Source organism: Pseudomonas sp. UBA5706 (assembly GCF_002419965.1).
Taxonomy (GTDB): Bacteria; Pseudomonadota; Gammaproteobacteria; order Pseudomonadales; family Pseudomonadaceae; genus Aquipseudomonas.
On sequence record NZ_DIHC01000043.1, the window covers coordinates 236024 to 255090 of the forward strand.

At 59.3% G+C, this 19067-nt stretch carries 20 protein-coding genes and 1 pseudogene; 8 read left to right on the forward strand and 13 right to left on the reverse strand.

Annotated elements, in window-relative coordinates; all coding sequences use genetic code 11:
* Nucleotides 1–53: 53 nt before the first annotated feature.
* The 4 genes and pseudogenes from B3I26_RS21840 to B3I26_RS21855 all read left to right on the forward strand — a co-directional run bounded on the left by B3I26_RS21840 (nucleotide 54) and on the right by B3I26_RS21855 (nucleotide 2677).
* The gene (locus B3I26_RS21840; RefSeq protein WP_296260735.1) at nucleotides 54–221 is read left to right on the forward strand and encodes a rubredoxin; all 168 of its coding nucleotides are present in this window, start codon (nucleotides 54–56) and stop codon (nucleotides 219–221) included.
* 32 nt (nucleotides 222–253) lie between these two features.
* Nucleotides 254–1402: an FAD-dependent oxidoreductase gene (locus tag B3I26_RS21845; RefSeq protein ID WP_296260737.1), complete on the forward strand. Its 1149-nt coding sequence runs from the start codon at nucleotides 254–256 to the stop codon at nucleotides 1400–1402.
* Between the two features lie 188 nt (nucleotides 1403–1590).
* Nucleotides 1591–1860 (forward strand): annotated as a pseudogene (locus B3I26_RS21850) (HU family DNA-binding protein); the annotation flags it as partial.
* A 439-nt stretch (nucleotides 1861–2299) separates the two neighbouring features.
* Nucleotides 2300–2677, forward strand: coding sequence for an SCP2 sterol-binding domain-containing protein (locus tag B3I26_RS21855; protein ID WP_296260738.1), 378 nt, complete (start codon nucleotides 2300–2302; stop codon nucleotides 2675–2677).
* Between the two features lie 109 nt (nucleotides 2678–2786).
* Here B3I26_RS21855 and B3I26_RS21860 read toward each other — a convergent pair whose 3' ends face one another.
* The 6 genes from B3I26_RS21860 to exbB all read right to left on the reverse strand — a co-directional run bounded on the left by B3I26_RS21860 (nucleotide 2787) and on the right by exbB (nucleotide 9512).
* Nucleotides 2787–4181 carry an aminoacyl-tRNA deacylase and HDOD domain-containing protein gene (locus B3I26_RS21860; protein WP_296260739.1) on the reverse strand — a complete coding sequence of 465 codons (1395 nt, stop codon included), beginning with the start codon at nucleotides 4179–4181 and terminating at the stop codon, nucleotides 2787–2789.
* A gap of 85 nt (nucleotides 4182–4266) precedes the next feature.
* On the reverse strand, nucleotides 4267–6342 hold the full coding sequence (recG, locus tag B3I26_RS21865) for an ATP-dependent DNA helicase RecG (protein WP_296260740.1): 2076 nt from the start codon (nucleotides 6340–6342) through the stop codon (nucleotides 4267–4269).
* Nucleotides 6343–6350: 8 nt separating this feature from the next.
* On the reverse strand, nucleotides 6351–7280 hold the full coding sequence (locus B3I26_RS21870) for a hydrogen peroxide-inducible genes activator (protein ID WP_296260742.1): 930 nt from the start codon (nucleotides 7278–7280) through the stop codon (nucleotides 6351–6353).
* A 91-nt stretch (nucleotides 7281–7371) separates the two neighbouring features.
* Nucleotides 7372–8115, reverse strand: coding sequence for an energy transducer TonB (locus tag B3I26_RS21875; RefSeq protein WP_296260744.1), 744 nt, complete (start codon nucleotides 8113–8115; stop codon nucleotides 7372–7374).
* Nucleotides 8112–8537: a TonB system transport protein ExbD gene (gene exbD, locus B3I26_RS21880; RefSeq protein ID WP_166594033.1), complete on the reverse strand. Its 426-nt coding sequence runs from the start codon at nucleotides 8535–8537 to the stop codon at nucleotides 8112–8114. Before exbD ends, B3I26_RS21875 begins: the two co-directional genes overlap by 4 nt.
* 3 nt (nucleotides 8538–8540) lie before the next feature.
* Nucleotides 8541–9512: a tonB-system energizer ExbB gene (exbB, locus tag B3I26_RS21885; protein WP_296260746.1), complete on the reverse strand. Its 972-nt coding sequence runs from the start codon at nucleotides 9510–9512 to the stop codon at nucleotides 8541–8543.
* Nucleotides 9513–9724: 212 nt separating this feature from the next.
* Between exbB and B3I26_RS21890 the strand changes: the two genes are divergently transcribed.
* Nucleotides 9725–10579 (forward strand): SDR family oxidoreductase, encoded by an 855-nt coding sequence (locus tag B3I26_RS21890; protein WP_296260748.1) that lies wholly within the window; start codon nucleotides 9725–9727, stop codon nucleotides 10577–10579.
* Nucleotides 10580–10684: 105 nt separating this feature from the next.
* Here the strand turns inward: B3I26_RS21890 and B3I26_RS21895 are convergent, their stop codons facing one another.
* The 6 genes from B3I26_RS21895 to B3I26_RS21920 form a co-directional block, all read right to left on the reverse strand.
* Nucleotides 10685–11422 (reverse strand): hypothetical protein, encoded by a 738-nt coding sequence (locus B3I26_RS21895; protein WP_296260952.1) that lies wholly within the window; start codon nucleotides 11420–11422, stop codon nucleotides 10685–10687.
* Between the two features lie 66 nt (nucleotides 11423–11488).
* Complete coding sequence (locus tag B3I26_RS21900; RefSeq protein WP_296260750.1) at nucleotides 11489–11869, reverse strand: RidA family protein; 381 nt, start codon at nucleotides 11867–11869, stop codon at nucleotides 11489–11491.
* A 23-nt stretch (nucleotides 11870–11892) separates the two neighbouring features.
* Nucleotides 11893–14001 carry a bifunctional GTP diphosphokinase/guanosine-3',5'-bis pyrophosphate 3'-pyrophosphohydrolase gene (spoT, locus tag B3I26_RS21905; protein WP_296260752.1) on the reverse strand — a complete coding sequence of 703 codons (2109 nt, stop codon included), beginning with the start codon at nucleotides 13999–14001 and terminating at the stop codon, nucleotides 11893–11895.
* A 60-nt stretch (nucleotides 14002–14061) separates the two neighbouring features.
* Complete coding sequence (rpoZ, locus tag B3I26_RS21910) at nucleotides 14062–14325, reverse strand: DNA-directed RNA polymerase subunit omega (RefSeq protein ID WP_025257879.1); 264 nt, start codon at nucleotides 14323–14325, stop codon at nucleotides 14062–14064.
* A gap of 257 nt (nucleotides 14326–14582) precedes the next feature.
* Complete coding sequence (gmk, locus tag B3I26_RS21915; protein WP_296260953.1) at nucleotides 14583–15203, reverse strand: guanylate kinase; 621 nt, start codon at nucleotides 15201–15203, stop codon at nucleotides 14583–14585.
* A gap of 13 nt (nucleotides 15204–15216) precedes the next feature.
* Nucleotides 15217–16080 (reverse strand): YicC/YloC family endoribonuclease, encoded by an 864-nt coding sequence (locus B3I26_RS21920; RefSeq protein ID WP_296260756.1) that lies wholly within the window; start codon nucleotides 16078–16080, stop codon nucleotides 15217–15219.
* A gap of 274 nt (nucleotides 16081–16354) precedes the next feature.
* Between B3I26_RS21920 and rph the strand changes: the two genes are divergently transcribed.
* Both rph and B3I26_RS21930 read left to right on the forward strand, forming a co-directional pair.
* Nucleotides 16355–17077: a ribonuclease PH gene (gene rph / locus B3I26_RS21925; protein ID WP_296260758.1), complete on the forward strand. Its 723-nt coding sequence runs from the start codon at nucleotides 16355–16357 to the stop codon at nucleotides 17075–17077.
* A 37-nt stretch (nucleotides 17078–17114) separates the two neighbouring features.
* Nucleotides 17115–17483 carry a DUF4870 domain-containing protein gene (locus B3I26_RS21930; RefSeq protein ID WP_296260759.1) on the forward strand — a complete coding sequence of 123 codons (369 nt, stop codon included), beginning with the start codon at nucleotides 17115–17117 and terminating at the stop codon, nucleotides 17481–17483.
* Nucleotides 17484–17548: 65 nt separating this feature from the next.
* On the opposite strand, the gene B3I26_RS21935 is transcribed toward B3I26_RS21930, so the two are convergent.
* On the reverse strand, nucleotides 17549–18328 hold the full coding sequence (locus B3I26_RS21935; protein WP_110948345.1) for an exodeoxyribonuclease III: 780 nt from the start codon (nucleotides 18326–18328) through the stop codon (nucleotides 17549–17551).
* Nucleotides 18329–18410: 82 nt separating this feature from the next.
* On the opposite strand from B3I26_RS21935, the gene pyrE reads away from it, so the two are divergent.
* Nucleotides 18411–19052, forward strand: a complete 642-nt coding sequence (pyrE, locus tag B3I26_RS21940; protein ID WP_296260761.1) for an orotate phosphoribosyltransferase — start codon at nucleotides 18411–18413, stop codon at nucleotides 19050–19052.
* The last annotated feature ends 15 nt before the right edge of the window (nucleotides 19053–19067 follow it).

Here is a 19067-nt window from a genome sequence, read left to right on the forward strand (position 1 = left end):
ACGACCGTTGAACGTCTGGGCCCGTATAGCCTGTGAACCAAGAGACCCAACCGATGAAAAAGTGGCAATGCATTGTCTGTGGCCTGATTTATAACGAGGCCGATGGCTGGCCGGATGACGGCATTGCGCCGGGCACCTTGTGGGAAGACGTCCCTGAGGACTGGCTCTGTCCTGATTGCGGTGTCGGCAAGATGGATTTCGAAATGATCGAAATCGCCTGATCCCCATTAACTGACTGACCCTGGAGATATGAATGAACGTACCTGTGGTGATCATCGGCACTGGCCTTGCGGGGTATAACCTGGCCCGCGAATTTCGCAAGCTCGATGGCGAAACGCCGCTTCTGTTGATCACCGCCGATGACGGTCGCTCCTATTCCAAGCCCATGCTCTCCACCGGCTTTGGCAAGAACAAGGAGGCGGACGGGTTGAGCATGGCCGAGCCGGGCGCGATGGCCGAGCAATTGAAGGCCGAGGTTCGTACCCACACCCGCGTCAGCGGTATCGACGCAGGCCACAAGCGGCTCTGGATCGGCGAAGAGTCGGTCCACTATCGCGATCTGGTTCTGGCCTGGGGGGCGGAAACCGTAAGGGTGCCGATGGAAGGCGATGCCAGCGATGCGATCTTCCCGATCAACGATCTGGAAGACTATGCACGTTTTCGCGCAGCCGCGGCGGGCAGACGTCGAGTGCTGATCCTGGGTGTTGGCCTGATCGGATGCGAATTCGCCAATGACCTTATTCTTGGCGGCTATGAAGTCGATCTCGTCGCCCCCTGCGAGCAGGTCATGCCCACTTTGCTGCCACCTGCCGCCGCGACAGCGGTCCAGGCCGGGCTTGAGAGCCTGGGTGCGCGGTTCCATCTTGGCCCGGTGCTGACGCGACTCTCCAGAGTCGATGATGGCCTGCAAGCGCATCTGTCCGACGGTGAGGTGTTGCACTGTGATCTGGTGATATCTGCCATTGGGCTGCGTCCCCGAGTCGATTTAGCCGCTGCGGCTGGTCTTGAGATTGGCCGAGGTGTGGTAGTCGATCGTCAGTTGAAGACCTCACACGCCAATATCTACGCGTTGGGTGATTGCGCTGAAGTCGACGGGCTCAATCTGCTGTATGTCATGCCGTTGATGAGTTGCGCCCGTGCGCTGGCGCAAACCCTGACGGGGACACCGACCGTCGTTAAATACGGGCCAATGCCCGTTACCGTGAAAACCCCCGTTTGCCCATTGGTGGTATCGCCAGTGCCCAAGGGCCTGGAAGGCGTTTGGAGCGTCGAAGGGCAGGGCGCTGATATCAAAGCGCTTTGCCACGATGCACACGGCAATCTGCTCGGGTATGCGCTGACAGGTGCAGCGGTTATGGACAAACTGGCGCTCAACAAGGTCCTGCCGTCCCTGTTGGCATGAATACCTGTCGTTCTGTCGGATAAGCCGCGCTTTTGTTGCTACAAACGTAGGTCATGTACTGGCGCCGAATTCGGCAGCGTGCCATCCTCATTCCGGTCTGCCGCTACGTAGAGCCGTCGCGGCACCTGCTGGCTGCCCGCCAAGGGCTGCACGGGACATAAAAACAAAAACCGTCAAAGAGGCTTCATATGCGTAAACCAGACCTCGCAACCGCCATCGCGGAAAAAGCAGATCTCACCAAAGACCAAGCCAATCGCGTCCTCAATGCCGTTCTTGAGGAAATCACCAACGCGTTGAACAAAAAGGACAGCGTGACGCTCGTGGGTTTCGGCACCTTCCTGCAGCGCCATCGGGGTGCGCGTACGGGCAAGAACCCTCAGACGGGCGAACCGGTGCAAATAAAAGCCAGTAACACTGTCGCGTTTAAACCGGGCAAGTTCCTGAAGGACAGCGTCAATCCGGAGTCCGCATCCAAGCCGGCGCCAAAAACGGCACCAAAGCCTGCGCAAAAGGCTGCTTCGCAGCCCGCTCCGAAACCGAAAGCGGCTGCACCGAAGAAGAAATAAGCGCTGCGCGCCTTGCGCAAGGCGTGCACGACGATAATGGGCATGCCAACGCGTTGGGTGCCCATTTTTATTGGCTGTCGGACGCTGTCTGGCGCCTGAAATGTTTTGTGATCGAATTCGTTCCCGCAGATTCTCATGGCTTGCTGAAGGTGCTGCGATTCTATCGGGCCTTGGATGGCAAGCGCGCTCCCGTGGGCACGCGTATGGGCCCAAGCGCACCTGTCTACGCCGCCACTTTGCGACCAATGAGTTTTGCTTCCTCACGCGTCCTTCAAGCTCGATACACTGCGCGGCTTGCGCTATTCGCCCCTGATCGCCTGAGGCCTCACCCATGAAATTTCGTCTTCTTCTCTGGATGCTCGGTCTGTTGATGGCTCGTGCCAGCCGCAACAATCCTGCCTTCAAACACCAATTGGCCGGCAAAGACCTGACCTTTCAGCTGCAGACCACCGATGGTAAGGTCGCTCGCCATTTTGTGGTTCGCGATCAGCGGGTCAGCAGCCGGGGAGGCGCCACCGCCGAGCCGGCGTTCGCGATTTCATTCAAGGATGCGGCCTATGGCTTCGCTACGATGCAGGCGAAGAACAAGCAACTGGCGTTCATGCAAGGAATTCAAGACAAGAACATTCAAGTCACTGGCAACGCCGGGCTGGTTATGTGGTTTCAAGGCCTGACGAAATATTTGAAGCAAAGGAAGAAAAAGGCGTGATGACCCGCGCGAGGGCTTGTAGCAGCCCGGCCTGACAGGGGGTGACATCCTTGCAACATCACCGCCAGTGGGCCTAGCACCGCAGTACGGTGCTAGGGCAGGCGAGCAATCAATGAAACTGCGAAGCCAGCTCACGTAGCAATACTTCGGCTTCCAGCACCTTGCGCACCACATCCTCGGCTTTGTCGCGAGGCAGTTCCAGCCGCTGGAACAGCTCGTCGGGAATACTCTCCATCGGGTCCGAACCGATGCCTTCCTTACGCAATAGACGAACCGCCACGCACACCAGATTGGCGTACTCGTGATGTTCGCCCGTGTAATGAGGGTCATGCTGGAAGCGCAGAGCCGTGGCCAGTTCCTCCGGCATGTCCCAGTTGCGCATCAGCCAGGCGCCGATCTGCTCGCGTGTGATGCCCAGCAGGTGCTGTTCCACGAAACTGTGATGCAGGTGGGGGTTGACCTCGATTTGTCGGCAGATCAGCGAGAAGTGCGGCGGAAACACATGGGCCAGCAGCAGATAGCCAAAATTATGCAGCAGACCAGCCAGATAAGTCAGGCCGCTCTCAGGCCGCTTGGCCCGCGGCATGGCACGTGTCAGCCCCTCGATCACCGCAGCGGTGTAAATCGACTGCTGCCAATACGGCGTTGCTTGCTGCGGATGGTCCTTCGGCAGCGCCAGGGTTTTGCCCAGCGCCAGGCCGAGCGCCAGATTGATCACCAGGTCGAAACCCAGCACGCGAACGATGGCATCTTCGACCGAGCGAATCTTGCCAGCGGAGCCGTAATAGGGCGAGGCCGCCCAACTCACCACTTGCGCCGCCAGCGCAGGGTCGGTTTCGACGACGCCGGTGATGTCATCGATAGTGGCGTCCGGGTCGACCCGCAGTTTGATGATCTTTTGCGCAGTGTCGGCCAGCGGCGGGATCTCTACCGTCGCTTCCAGGCGTTGCTGTATGCGACGCGCAGTAAAGTTCTGCACGGCCTTGGTGATCTCTTCGCGGTCGTCGTCAGGGCGGGTCAGGTTAGGCTGCACGGACGCAATCGGCTCGCCGAAGGTGGCAGCGCTGGCTTTGCTCAGAAGGGTCTTGAAGTCATCGCTGCCGATCTCCAGCAGCAGGCCTGGCTCGCCGGAATCGATCAGGACGGTTGGCGCTTGCAGGATGCGTTCTTCGTACAGGCACGGCGAACTGGTTAGCGCGGGAAGGGCTGGCAAGGCACGCAGGTTATTCTTGCCCAGCATGCTATCCAGATGCTCCTTGGTCACCGCAGTAAGCTTGCGCCCGGTCAGTTCGGTGATGCGATTGAGGTCCAGCAACTGGCTTTGCGGAAACAGGACCAGCAGCGCACCTACGCTGTCATGGAGCAGGATGGCCTGGACCTTTCGGTCGAGCGGCAACGTCTCGTTGTCCGGGGTTTCGTGGTATCTGACGGCTGCTTTGGCAAGCAACTGCCGAATGACAGACGGGGCGTGTGGGGCGTCGTCGATATGAGCAACTTCGGTCATGGCCTGTATCCAGATTCCTACAATCGCTGAAGTATACCCAGCTTGGTCGTTGTATAGGTGAGAGGCGTTTTTCTTGCTGACTGCTTCACACTTGCCCGTATTGTTGACCATGGCGCAACCAGCGCTCCAACAACGGGCTCACATGTGTAGGCCAGCGTTCGAGCAATGCCTGAGCAGCATCTCTGACCGCGGGCAACAGGTCCGCGTCGCGCATCAGGTCGGCCACCTTGAATTGCAGAAGGCCCGTTTGGCGTGTGCCGAGCATTTCACCCGGACCGCGAAGCTCCAAATCCTTTTCAGCGATCACGAAGCCGTCGTTGGTCTCGCGCATGATCCCCAAACGTTGCCTGCCGATCTGCGACAAGGGTGGATGGTACAACAGCACACAATGACTCGCAGCGCTGCCGCGCCCTACTCGTCCGCGCAACTGATGGAGCTGCGCCAGGCCAAGTCTTTCCGGGTTTTCGATGATCATCAGGCTGGCATTGGGCACATCGACGCCGACCTCGATGACGGTCGTGGCAACGAGCAACTGCAGGTTGCCCTGTTTGAATTCGGCCATCACTGCGGCTTTTTCAGCGGGCTTCATGCGCCCGTGGATCAGCCCGACCTTAAGTTCGCCTAACGCGCTGGTCAGCTCCTCGAACGTGGTTTCGGCGGCCTGGCACGTCAGCTCTTCGGATTCTTCGATCAGGGTGCACACCCAATAGGCCTGACGACCTTCGGCGCAAGCGTTGCGTACGCGCTCGACCACCTCGATACGGCGGCTGTCGGCGACCAGTACGGTATTGACCGGCGTGCGGCCCGGAGGCAGCTCATCGAGGATCGAGGTGTCGAGGTCCGCATAGGCGCTCATCGCCAGCGTCCGTGGAATCGGCGTGGCGGTCATGATCAATTGGTGAGGGCACATCCGGCCACCCACGCCTTTCCTGCGCAAAGCCAATCGTTGCTGAACGCCGAAACGGTGCTGTTCGTCGATGATCACCAGCGCAAGATTCTTGAATTGCACTTCATCCTGAAACAGCGCGTGGGTGCCGACGACCATGGGCGCGCCGTTGGCGATCTGTTCCAGGGACGTCGCGCGAGCCTTGCCTTTGAGCTTGCCTGCTAGCCACGCGGTTTCGATGCCTAGCGGTTCGAGCCAGCGGGTGAAATTGATGAAATGCTGCTCGGCAAGAATCTCCGTCGGCGCCATTAGCGCAACCTGATAACCCGCTTCCAATGCCTGTAGCGCGGCGAGTGCGGCGACGACGGTCTTGCCCGCGCCAACATCGCCCTGAATCAGCCGCAACATGGGCTCCTGCTGACTGAGGTCGTAGGCAATTTCCTTACCGACGCGCTGCTGGGCGCCTGTAGGCGGGAAGCCCAGGTTGGCAAGAAACTGCGTCGGCAGGCGTTTGGCCAGCGCTAGCGCTGGCGCGCGTTGCGAGCGCAGGCTTTCGCGCAAGCGTTGCTGGGACAGCTGATGAGTCAGCAACTCCTCGAACGCAAGTCGGTGCTGGGCCCAATGATGACCGAGGGCCAGTTCGTCGACGTCGGCGTCCGCAGGCGGATTGTGCAGGTAGTGAATGGCCTCAGCCAGCGGGGCCAGTTGATAGTCTCGCGCCAGTTCGTCCGGCAGCCAGTCGGGCAGGCTTTTAGGGCCCAGCATACCCAGGCTTTGCTGGCACAGCTGGCGCAGACGCTGCTGCGTCAGGCCTTCGGTCGTCGGGTAAATCGGCGTGAGCGTCTGCTCCACTGCCACGTGTTCTTCGCCGGTAATGGCGCGATATTCGGGATGATAAATCTCAAGCCCCGATGCCCCAGGCCTGGCTTCGCCATAACAACGTACATGAGTGCCGCGTTTGAGGCCGTCCTTCTGCGCGTTGCTGAAGTGATAGAAGCGCAGGCTCAATACGCCGGTGCCGTCACCCAAGCGCACCAACAGGCTGCGACGTTTGCCCATCACCACGTCAGCGCCGCTGACGACGCCTTCGATGACTGCATCCTGGCCAGGCCGCAGCGCGCCGATGGGCACAACGCGCGTACGGTCCTGATAACGCAGCGGCAAGTGAAAAAGCACGTCCTGAATGTTCTCCAGGCCAACTTTCGCCAGCTTTTCGGCCATGGCCTCGCCAACGCCCTTGAGTGCCGTGACCGAGACGTGGGACAGCTCTGTCATACAACCACTTAACTCGCTTGAGCCTGGGCTTTAGGACGAGCGACGGAGCACAGACGTATCGAGTCGGCGAGGATTTCTATGGCCTTAGGCCGTGGGAAGCTTGCCCGCCAGGCAATGGCCACCGTGCGGAACGGTACGGGCGGGGAGAGCGGGCGAACCTCGATCACGCCGGGAGCGTAATGGTGGCTGTCGACTGCCGACATCGGCAGGATCGATACCCCAAGGCCCGAGGCTACCATGTGCCGGATGGTTTCCAGCGAGCTGGATTCGACCGTAGTGTGCTTGGCGCTATCGCCCCCTTTGACCAGCGTCGGACAGGCTTCGAGCACTTGATCGCGGAAGCAGTGACCTTCGCCCAACAGCAGCAGGCTCTTGTCGTTCAGCGCCGAGGCGTCGATGGTGTCTTTTTGCGTCCAAGGGTGATCGGCGGGCATCAGCACGTAAAACGGCTCGTCGTACAGGGACAGGGTCAGTACGTCGGCTTCGTTGAACGGCAGGGCGATGATGATTGCATCGAGCTCACCATTGCGCAGTTTGTCGCGCAGCACATGAGTAAAGTTCTCTTCGATGTACAACGGCATTTGCGGGGCGACCCGGTGCAGTTGTGGAATCAGGTGCGGGAACAGGTAAGGACCGACGGTGTAGATCGCGCCAACTTTCAGCGGAGCGGTCAACTGGTTCTTGCCCGTCTGGGCGAGTTCACGAATACCTTGAGCTTGCTCGAGCACCTTCTGCGCCTGAGCTACGATGCCCTCGCCGACAGGCGTAAGACGTACCGCACTCTTGCTGCGCTCGAAAATCAGCACACCGAGTTCATCTTCCAGCTTCTTTACACCCACCGATAATGTCGGCTGGCTGACATGGCAACGCTCGGCCGCATGGCCGAAATGTTGCTCTTGAGCGAGGGTAACGATATAGCGCAATTCTGTGAGGGTCATAGCGTGCGTCCATGAAGTTGCGGCCCCAGCATAGCGGGTGCAATCGATAGACGCACGTTATCAGGCGCTCTGTCTTTACAAAATCGTCGTTTCAGCGTTTATCCAACGAATAAACGAAGGGTGCGACCACTTCCAGCGTGCCGTTGTTGAGTAGTTCGGCCGGTGGTTTGGGCAACGGCTGGGCGCGACGGATCATTTCCAGCGTGGCCCGATCCAATGCAGCGCTGCCTGAACCCCCCGCGATTTCGTAGGACAGAACCCGGCCTTCGGCATCTACCACAAACCGCAGACGGTTAATGCCTTGCATGCCACGACGACGAGCGTCTTCCGGGTAACGCTTGAACTTGCTCAAATGACGCTGCAGATCGCCCTGCCAACTTGGCAGGGCATTACTCGGTGGCGTAGGTGGAGCTTGCTCAGGAGCTGCCGATTTTTCTGGCTTGGCGTTTGACGGCGGAGTGTCTACCGGCTTTTCATCGGCGGGCTTCTCTTCCTTCGGCGGCTCGACCTTCTTCACCGGTTTGGGTGGCTGAGGCTTGGGCTTTGGCTTGACCGGTTTTGGAATCGCAATTTCCGGTTTTGGCGCTTCTGCAATAGGCGGAATCAGCAGTTGCTCTTCCGGCGCAGGAGGCTGCGGCGGTTGAACCACTTTTGGTGGTGGCGGTGGGGCAGGCTCGGGAACGGGCGCCAGCTCGATCATCATCGCTGCCGGTGGAAGCTCGATGGCCTGCGAGGCGGGCCAGCGCAGTGCGACAAGGATCGCCACGGCGTGTACCGCCAGCACCAACAACAGACTACCGCTATAGCGCGTCAGTTTTTGGCGCGAATTGATCATTTCTTACCAACCGTCTCAAGACCCACCAGACCCACTTTCAGGTAACCGGCGCCGCGCAGCAGGTTCATGACCTCCATCAGGTCGCCGTAATCCACGCCTTTGTCGGCCTGGAAGAAGATGGTCGTGTCTTTCTTGCCCTTGGTCTTGGCGTCCAGCACCTGACCGATCTGCTCACGAGCGACCTTTTCGTCGCCCAGGTACAGGCTCTGGTCGGCTTTGACGCTCAGAAACACAGGCTTCTCGGGTCGAGGGGCCGGTTTGGCCGTAGAGGCGGGCAGGTCAACCTTGATATCCACCGTGGCCAGAGGCGCCGCCACCATGAAGATGATCAACAGCACCAACATGACATCGATGAATGGCGTCACGTTGATTTCGTGATTCTCGGCGAGATCATCGCCACCTTCGTTAAGATGCAGGCCCATGGCTTACCCCATTTTTACCATGTGCGGCGATTGGGTACGATCAGCGGCGGGCTGGTGATCCAGATCGCGGCTGACCAGCAACAGAACCTGAGCCGATGCGTCCGACACCTGCGCCTTATATCCAGCGATGGAACGGGCGAAGACGTTATAGATGACTACCGCAGGGATCGCAGCGACCAGGCCCAGTGCGGTTGCCAGCAGGGCTTCGGCGATGCCGGGTGCGACAACTGCAAGGTTGGTGGTCTGGGTTTTTGCGATACCGATGAAGCTGTTCATGATGCCCCACACGGTACCGAACAGGCCGACGAAGGGCGCCGTGGAACCGATAGTAGCCAGGACGCCGGTGCCCATGCTCATGTTGCGGCCGCAGGCGGCCACCAGACGTTCGAGGCGGAAGCTCACACGTTCCTTGATGCCCTCACGCTCGCGGCTGTTGACCGACAGGTGCATCTCTTCCAGCGCATCGTGAACCAGCAGATTGGCCAGCGTCCCTTGCTTCTTGGCAGTAGCGCTTGCTTCGTCCAGAGTACGGGCGCGCTTGAGGGCGGCAATCTCGCCCTTCAGGCGCCGCTTGGCACCCAGCAGCTCGAAGCCTTTGGCGATCCATATGGTCCAGGTGATGATCGAGGCGATGGCCAGGCCGATCATCACCACTTTGACGACGATGTCGGCGTTCTTGTACATGCCCCAGGGCGACAGGTCGTGAGACATACCCAGGCTGTTGTTTTCAGCGGCAGCTTCCAGCGTTTCGCTCGGTGCGGTCGTGTCCTGAACGGCTGGAGCCGCCGCGGTGTCCACTGGCGTAGCGGCGGGTGTGGTCGATTGCACCGCCGCCGCGGGCTGAGCAGGAGCATTGGAGTCGGCGAGGGCGGCGGGTGCCAGCATCAGGCTAAAGAGTATCGCTGCGATGGCGCGCCCTGCGCGTGGCAGGCCTGAAAACGTGAGTGACGAAGCAGGAGAGTGAGTAGATGTCATGCTGGCCCGACCTGATATGAAAAAAGGTGTTTCGTTCTAAATGCGTCACGCTGGCGCGAGGCGAGCGGAGGAGAACAAAGGGCCGACATTATTGCAAGTAATTCTTGTTAACAAAAGTAATAGAGTATCTTTTTTTAACGGGAATGCGTCCCGATGGTCGCATCCCAGCCCCGTTTTGCTGGTTCAAACCTACTTTTGATGTGGAGATTGTCATGGCAACGCCATCCGTTTTGATTGCTGGATGTGGTGACATCGGAGGGCGCCTGGCGAGCCAGTTGTTGCCCCAAGGGTGGACCGTGTACGGCTTGCGCAGAAGCGTGGCGATGTTGCCGGCAGGTGTTTGCGGCGTGAGTGGCGACCTGTTCGATGCGCGCATCCCTGCGCAGTGGCCGGAGGGCCGTGTTGATTATCTGGTGTATTGCGCCACGCCCTCCGAGCGTGACGAGGCCGGCTATCGGGCGGCCTACGTTCAAGGGCTGCGACACGTATTGGGCTGGGTCCAGAGGAGCGGGCAAAAGCCCCGACGTATTCTGTTCGTTTCGAGCAGCAGCGTGTACGGGCAGCAGCATGGCGAGTGGGTTGATGAAGCGTCGCTTGCCCAGGCCTCTGGCTTTTCGGGGCAGGTCATGCGCGAGGCCGAACAGGTTGCGCTCGATAGCGGGTTGCAGGCCACGATCGTCCGGCTTACCGGGATCTACGGGCCGGGCCGTAGCGATCTGATGAACCGGGTTCGTCAAGGTTACAGCGTTGCCGAGGATCCGCCTTTATATGGCAACCGGATACACGCCGACGATGCCGCGGGCCTGCTGGCATTTTTGCTGCAGGCCGATGCTCGCGGTGTGGCGCTCGATGACATCTATATCGGTGTCGACGATGCGCCCGCGCCCTTGGCCGAAGTGGTTAAGTGGATGCGAGAGCGGTTGGGTGTTACGCAATGGTCGGATGAAAATAGCGTCCGCCGGGCGGGCAGCAAGCGCTGCAGCAACGCCCGGGCCAAAGCGCTGGGCTGGATGCCGCGTTATGCAAGTTACAAGGAGGGGTATGAAGCCATGTTGGCGGGCAGCTGACTGAGGATTTCTACCTCTGGCAGTCCGGCGTGCGGCGGCAGCTTTTTCAACGACGCTGCCGCCAGCGGGCGGGGCTGTTATAGGCGTATCAGTTGCGGTAAACCGTTAATTTTTCTCCAGCACCCAGTGCCGCTCGCCTGGACGCAAGTCTGGCATTTCTGTGGCCTGGGCATTGTTTACGGCCTGGAAAATTTCCAGCTGCTTGCCTTGGCGTACAAAGACCCAAGGGCTACCACGCTCATTCTTTTCAAGCCACATGCTGTCATATTCGCCGCTCATGGCGGCGCAGTCACCTGCCAGGCACAGGGCGTAGCGGTCATTGCCCGGCAGGCCGGTGACACTGCCATCGGGAGCGAACTCGACGACACTGCCCTGGCCGTCACCGTTGACGATGGTCCATTTGCCCCCTAGATAAGCCGTGTACAGCGCACGCTCGAAACTTGTGCCCGGTTGAGCGCCAGCCTGTGCAGGCTCTTTGGGGGTGCGAAAATGCTGCTCAGGACCCGAATCGCTGGCGCTCTGCACTAACTCATCACCCTTGAGCTTAAGATCGTCCGAGGCACTGCCGTAGACGTTCACTTTCCACGTACCGTCGGAATCCTTGGCGATCTTGCCCTCGGTCAACTCGAAACCATTGTAGGACGTGGCCTGGCCGGCGGCTGTATTGATATTCCACTCCAGCGTCGGCCCATTCGCCAGCAGCGACTGACGCAGATTGCCACCCGAGGCTGCAGCGTCGATGGCGGCCTGGTTGATCCAAACGCCGTCAGGGGTCTTGTTGGAATGGCTGGCGCAACCGCTCAGCAGCGCGGTCAGCAGTGAGAGGGCGAACGCAACGCGCATACGCATGGCGGAGTCCTTCCTTTGCTCTGAGAGAAGGGCGGAACGTGGGTACGCTCCGCGAGGGGTTTACTCGATGACCAGCACAGCGTCCATTTCAACCTGGGCGCCACGTGGCAATGCCGCCACACCAATGGCCGCGCGGGCCGGGTAGGGCTGTTCGAAGTATTTACCCATGATCTCGTTGACCTTGGTGAAGTGGCTCAGGTCGGTCAGGAAGATATTCAGCTTGACGATGTCCTTGAACGAGCCGCCAGCAGCTTCAGCCACGGCCTTGAGGTTTTCGAAGACCTGGGTGGTCTGGGCTTCGAAGCCTTCGACCAGCTCCATGGTTTTAGGATCCAGAGGAATCTGGCCAGACATGTAGACGGTATTGCCAGCCTTGATCGCCTGAGAATACGTGCCGATAGCGGCAGGGGCCTTGTCGCTGGAGATAACGGTCTTGCTCATGAAAAACTCCTGTTAGCAGTTGGCTACGCGCGCATGCGGGTGATGCGTATTACGCCGGTCAAGGCGCGCAGTTTCTTGATCACGCGGGCCAGGTGCACGCGGTCGTGCACGCTGACCACCAGTTGGACCACGCTGATACGGCCATCGCGTTCGTCCATGCTGATTTTCTCAATGTTGCCGTCGGCTGCGTTGACGCTGCTGGCCAGCAAGGCAATGAGTCCCCGCTGGTGTTCCAGCTCGACCCGCAGCTCGACATTGAATTCGCCAGTGACGTCCTTGGCCCACGACAGCTGGATGCATTTTTCCGGATTGTGGCGGATCTCACTGATGTTGCGGCAGTTATCCAGATGCACAACCATGCCTTTGCCCGCGGACAAATGGCCGACGATTGGATCACCCGGAATCGGCGTGCAGCACTTAGCGTAACTGAGTACCAGGCCTTCGGTGCCGCGAATGGCCAGCGGCCCTTCAGCGTTCGGCAGCTCTTCACCTTCGCTGGCCAGCAGGCGTCTGGCGACGACATAGGCCATGCGGTTGCCCAAACCGATATCTTCTAGGAGGTCTTCGATGACCTCGACCCGGTATTCGGCGAGGATCAACTGCAAGCGTTCGTTCGGGATCTTTTCCAGCGTGCTGTCGAAACCGTTAAGCACTTTGTTCAGCAGCCGCTCGCCCAGATTGATCGATTCGGAACGGCGCTGCAGTTTGAGCGCATGGCGAATATGCGTGCGTGCCTTGCCTGTCACGACGAAATTGAGCCAGGCCGGGTTCGGTCGTGCCCCCGGCGCACTGACGATCTCCACCGTCGAGCCGCTCTGCAAGGGCTCGGACAGTGGTGCCAGACGACGATTGATCCGACAGGCGATGCAGCTGTTGCCGACGTCCGTATGCACCGCATAGGCAAAGTCGACTGCCGTGGAGCCCTTCGGCAACTCCATGATGCGGCCTTTAGGCGTGAAGACGTAAACCTCGTCCGGGAACAGGTCGATTTTCACGCTTTCGATGAATTCCAGCGAGTTACCGGCGCGTTGCTGCATCTCCAGAACGCCCTTGACCCACTGGCGGGCGCGGGCGTGGGTGCCTTTGGGCTGCTCGTCACCAGAAGATTTGTACAGCCAGTGCGCGGCAATGCCGTTGTTGGCCATCTCTTCCATTTCGCGGGTACGTATCTGGATTTCGATAGGTACGCCGTGCATGCCGAACAGCGTGGTATGCAGGGACTGATAGCCGTTGGCCTTGGGGATGGCGATGTAATCCTTGAAGCGGCCAGGCAACGGCTTGTACAAATTATGTACAGCGCCGAGCACGCGGTAGCAGGTATCGACCTTGTCGACGATTATCCGGAAGGCGTAGACGTCCATGATTTCGTTGAAGGCCCGGCGTTTGCCGCGCATCTTTTTATAGATGCCATACAGGTGTTTCTGCCGCCCGCTGACTTCGCCTTCGATGCCGTCCACCGCCAGGCAGTGGCTCAGTGACTCTTCGATCTTGTTGACCAGTTCCTTGCGATTGCCACGGGCACGTTTGACAGCCTGACCGATGCGCGACGAGCGCATGGGGTACATGGCTTTGAAACCCAGGTCTTCGAATTCGATGCGCACGCTGTGCATGCCAAGACGATTGGCGATGGGCGCATAGATTTCGAGGGTTTCTTTGGCAATGCGCCGACGTTTTTCGCCGGAAAGCACTTCCAGCGTGCGCATGTTGTGCAGGCGATCGGCGAGTTTGACCAGGATCACGCGGATGTCGCGCGCCATGGCCATGGCCATTTTCTGGAAGTTTTCAGCCTGGGCTTCGGCCTTGGTCTCGAAGTTCATCTGGGTCAGCTTGCTGACCCCGTCGACCAGTTCGGCTACGGTGTCGCCGAACTGCGCACAGAGCGCTTCCTTGGCGATGCCGGTGTCTTCGATCACGTCATGCAGCATCGCGGCCATCAGGCTCTGATGGTCCATGTGCATGTCGGCAAGGATATTAGCCACCGCCAGCGGATGCGTGACGTAGGCTTCACCGCTGCGACGGCGTTGGCCGTCGTGGGCTTGTTCGGCGTAGAAATACGCCCGGCGAACCAGATTGACCTGGTCTGCGCCGAGGTAGGTCGACAGGCGATCGGCGAGGGCGTCTATGCTCGGCAAGATAGAACTCCTTGCCAAAGACTTTGACCCTGCGCCTTGCTACGTCGACCAGGCATAGGCTTAGACGGCCTCGCTGGACTCGTCCTCGAACGCTGCGAACAGGGGTTCGTCTTCAACGATTTCAGCTTCTGCAATGACAGCGTAATCCATCAGGCCAGCTGCAATTTCGCGCAGGGCAACGACGGTAGGCTTGTCGTTTTCCCAGGCCAGTTTCGGCTCTTTGCCGCCGGTCGCCAGTTGACGCGAACGCTTGGTGGCGAGCATGACCAGTTCAAAACGGTTATCTACATGTTCCAGGCAGTCTTCAACGGTCACGCGGGCCATGGGTATTCCTCGTAGCAAATGCGATATGCGCGGTGCCCGGATGGGCGAGCGGACTCGGTAGTTTACAAGCGGACAGCCACAAGCTTCAAGCGGCAAGCCACAAGCGGTCGGTTTGCGCAGCCTGTAGGAGCGCGCTTGTCTGCGATCTGCCGCGGAGCGGCAGCCGAATCCGACAACCCGGTATTGCAGGAGAAACCGGGAAAATCGGTTCGCGGCTGCTGCACAGGCGACCGGGCGCAAGCGTGCTCCTACAAATATCACGCCAACAGCTGAGCCAGCAGCTCGCTGTGGCGCTGTTGCTGATGTTCCTGGCTGAGCAGGTTTGTGCGAAAGATCGCCTTGAGGTCTTCGAGCGCGCTGGCGAAATCGTCGTTGATGACGACGTAGTCGTACTCAACGTAATGACTCATCTCGCTGACGGCTTCACGCATGCGGCCTTCGATGATTTCGTCGCTGTCCTGCCCACGGTTGGTGAGGCGCTGGCGCAAGGCCTGCTGGGTCGGCGGCAGAATGAAGATCGAGCGTGCGTGGGGCAGCAGCTTGCGAACTTGCGCGGCGCCCTGCCAGTCGATTTCCAGGATCAGGTCATGACCTTCGTCCAGGGTCTGCTGCAGGCGGCTTTGCGAAGTGCCATACAGGTTGCCGAACACTTCGGCCTGTTCAAGAAAGTCGCCGTGCTCGATCATGCGCTCGAACTCCGCCCGGTCGACGAAGTGGTAGTTCACGCCATCCATTTCGCCCGGACGCATGGCCCGGGTGGTGTGGGAAACGGAAACGCGAATCTGCGGCTGGGCATCGATCAGGGCCTTGACCAGGCTGGTCTTGCCCGCGCCCGACGGGGCGGAGATGATGTAGAGAGTGCCGGTGCTGTGGGTCATGTCGTGGTTGGCCTTACTCAATGTTCTGCACTTGTTCGCGCATCTGCTCGATCAACACCTTCAGGTTGACCGCGGCTTGCGTGCTACGAGGGTCGAAGGCTTTGGAGCCCAGTGTGTTCGCTTCGCGGTTGAGTTCCTGCATCAGGAAGTCCAGCCGGCGTCCGGCCTGCCCGCCCGTCTTAAGCACCCGGCGTACTTCGGTGACGTGGGTGCTCAGGCGGTCGAGCTCTTCGGCGACGTCGCTCTTTTGTGCCAGAAGGACCATTTCCTGTTCCAGGCGCTGAGGATCGAGTTCAGCCCTCATGTCGGCGAAGCGATCCAGCACTTTCTGGCGCTGGGCTGCGAGCATCTGTGGCACGAGGGTGCGCAGGGTAGCGATTTCAGTCTTGATCGACGTGAGCCGTTCGTCGAGAAGTCTGGCCAGGTCGGCGCCTTCGCGCGCCCGCCCGGCTTTCAATTCGTTCAGCGCTTCATTGAACAGCGCCAGGGCGTCATTATTCAGCGCCTGCGGGTCGGTCGCGTCTGCCACCAGAACGCCAGGCCAGGCCAGCACTTCCAGCGGGTTCAATGCGGACGGTTGCTTGATCAGGCTGGCGACGGTCTCCGCCGCGGCCACCAGTTGGCTGGCCCGTTCGCGATTGACCTGCAGTGGTTTACCGGTCGTCTCTTCGGTGAAGCGCAGGGTGCATTCGACTTTGCCTCGGGACAGCCCCTGTCTTAATGCTTCACGCACGGAGCCTTCGAGGTCGCGGAAAGATTCCGGCAGGCGCAGGTGGGGCTCGAGGTAGCGGTGATTGACCGAGCGCAATTCCCAACTTAGGGTGCCCTGTGGGCCTGCTCGTTCGGCACGGGCGAAAGCCGTCATGCTATGCACCATGGGAGTTACCTCTATGAAATCAGGCGTGCGGGGCGGTGTGCTGCCCGATCAACGTCGTGAAGAATCGACAGGCTATAAAGGCGCAGGATTGTAGCTCAGAGCAGGGTGTGCGCCCAAATGTGGCGTTGTCGGAATCTCACATTTTCGCAATCCATGGCGCGTATTTGTAAGTTGGAACGTGCGTCATCGGTCATAGAGGGGTCACAAGATGTCCAACCGCGAGCGTGCGCCTCTATAATGCACGTCAGTTTCCGTCTCAGTACAGGTATCCCAGATGAAACGTCCAAGTGGTCGCGTTGCCGATCAGCTCCGCTCGATCCGCATCACCCGCAACTACACCAAGCACGCCGAGGGTTCTGTGCTGGTCGAGTTCGGCGACACCAAGGTGATCTGCACCGTCAGCGTCGAGAACGGCGTACCGCGTTTTCTCAAAGGTCAGGGCCAAGGTTGGTTGACCGCCGAATACGGCATGCTGCCGCGTGCCACCGGTGAGCGTAACCAGCGTGAAGCCAGCCGCGGCAAGCAGGGCGGGCGTACGCTAGAGATTCAGCGCCTGATCGGGCGCTCCTTGCGCGCTGCGCTGGATATGTCGAAGCTGGGCGATGTCACACTGTATGTCGATTGCGATGTAATCCAGGCCGATGGCGGAACGCGCACTGCGTCCATTACCGGCTCGATGGTGGCGCTGGTCGATGCACTCAAAAGCATCAAGAAGCGCGGTGGCCTGAAATCCGGTGACCCGCTCAAGCAGATGATCGCGGCGGTTTCCGTCGGCATGTATCAGGGCGAGCCGGTGCTGGACCTGGACTACCTGGAAGACTCCGCTGCCGAGACCGACTTGAACGTGGTCATGACCAGCACCGGCGGTTTCATCGAAGTTCAAGGCACTGCCGAAGGTGCGCCATTCCAGCCTGCAGAGCTGAATGCGATGCTGGCGCTGGCGCAGAAGGGCATGAACGAAATTTTCGAGTTGCAACAGGCGGCGCTGGCCGACTGATTAAGCCTTAAACATCCGTCAGAACAGGGAAAGCATGATGATCGATAGCCAAACGCCGTTGCCGGTGCCGAGCAAAGAAGCCCGTCAGTGGGCGATGTTGTGTCATTTCGCGGCGTTTTTCGGGCTGATCTTCCCGTTCGGAAATCTGCTGGGGCCATTGATTGTCTGGCAGTTGAAGAAAGAGACCGATCCATACATCGATGCCCAAGGCAAGGAAGCTCTAAACTTCCAGATTACCGTCACTATCGCGGCGATGATCTGTTTTCTCTTGATGGTGATTGTCATCGGCTTTGCGTTGCTGATGCTGGTAGGCGTCGGCGCACTGGTGCTGACGATCATTGCCGGGGTGAAGGTCAATGAGGGCGTTGCTTATCGGTATCCGTTTACCTGGCGGTTGATCAAGTAAATCGATGGCGTTCGCCAGAAAAACAAAAGCCGACTTCATGTCGGCTTTTTTTGAGCAGCTGAACGTCAGATGGTCAGCGTCCAGTCGTAGTCCACGATCAGCGGCGCGTGTTGAGAAAAGCGCGGCTGGCGTGGCAGGCGTGCGCTGCGCACGAAGCGGCGTAGACCCGGGGTCAGCAGCTGATAATCGAACCGCCAGCCGAGATTCAGCATTTCGGCCTGTTCGTTGTCTGGCCACCAGCTGTACTGATCGCCCTCGCGGCTGACTTCGCGCAAGGCGTCGACATAGCCCATGTTGCCGACGATCTCGTCCATCCATGCACGTTCCGGTGCCAGAAAGCCTGGAGATTGTTGGCTGTCGCGCCAGTTCTTGATGTCCAGCTTCTGTTGCGCAACGTAGAGCGAGCCACAATAGATATACTCACGACGTTTGCGTCGCTGCTTATCCAGGTACTTGCCGAAGTCGTCCATGAGCTTGAACTTCTGGTTCAAGTCTTCATCGCCGTTCATCCCGGACGGGAGCAGCAACGTTGCAATACTGACTTTATCGAAATCCGCTTGCAGGTAACGCCCGTAACGGTCGGCTGTTTCAAAGCCCAGACCGTAGATCACCGCCTTTGGTTGCAGTCGCGAGTAAAGTGCCACGCCACCCTGGGCAGGTACTTCGGCATCGCGGGCATACAGGAAGTAGCCATCCAGTTGGAAGGCTGGATCATCCATTTCAAAGGCGGAGGCGCGGGTGTCCTGAAGGCAGATGACGTCGGCATTCTGGGCTTGCAGCCAACTGAGCAAACCACGCTCGACTGCAGCCTGAATACCATTAACGTTCACACTGATGATCCGCATAAATGGCCCCAAAAATCACGTGCGTGTATGATACCCGAGCTCTACCTAATTAGCTAAATCCGTGGTATCCGGGGCTTTTTTCATGCAGGCGTATCAGCGCGAATTCATTCGTTTTGCCATCGATCGCGGAGTTTTGCGCTTCGGTGAGTTCACTTTGAAGTCGGGACGCACCAGTCCTTATTTCTTCAATGCCGGTCTTTTTAACAGCGGTTCGGCGCTTGCCCAATTGGGTAAGTTTTATGCCGCTGCCGTGGTGGAAAGCGGTATTTCCTTCGATGTCCTGTTTGGCCCGGCCTATAAAGGCATTCCCTTGGCAGCCGCGACAGCTGTGGCGTTAGCCGACCATCACAACCTTGATCTGCCTTGGTGTTTCAACCGCAAGGAAGCCAAGGCGCATGGCGAGGGCGGTACCCTGGTGGGCGCGCCGTTAACGGGTAATGTGCTGATCATCGACGACGTCATCACCGCCGGCACCGCGATTCGTGAAGTGATGCACATCATCCAGGCTCAAGGCGCAAAGGCGGCGGGCGTGCTGATTGCATTGAACCGTCAGGAGCGCGGAAACGGTGAGCTTTCGGCGATTCAGGAAGTCGAGCGTGATTTCGGTATTCCGGTGGTGAGTATCGTTTCGTTGAATCAGGTCCTTGAGTTCCTGGCCGACGATCCTCAGCTTAAGCAACACCTGCCAGCCGTAGAGGCGTATCGGGCTCAGTACGGCATCTGAGACGTTAGAGGGTCT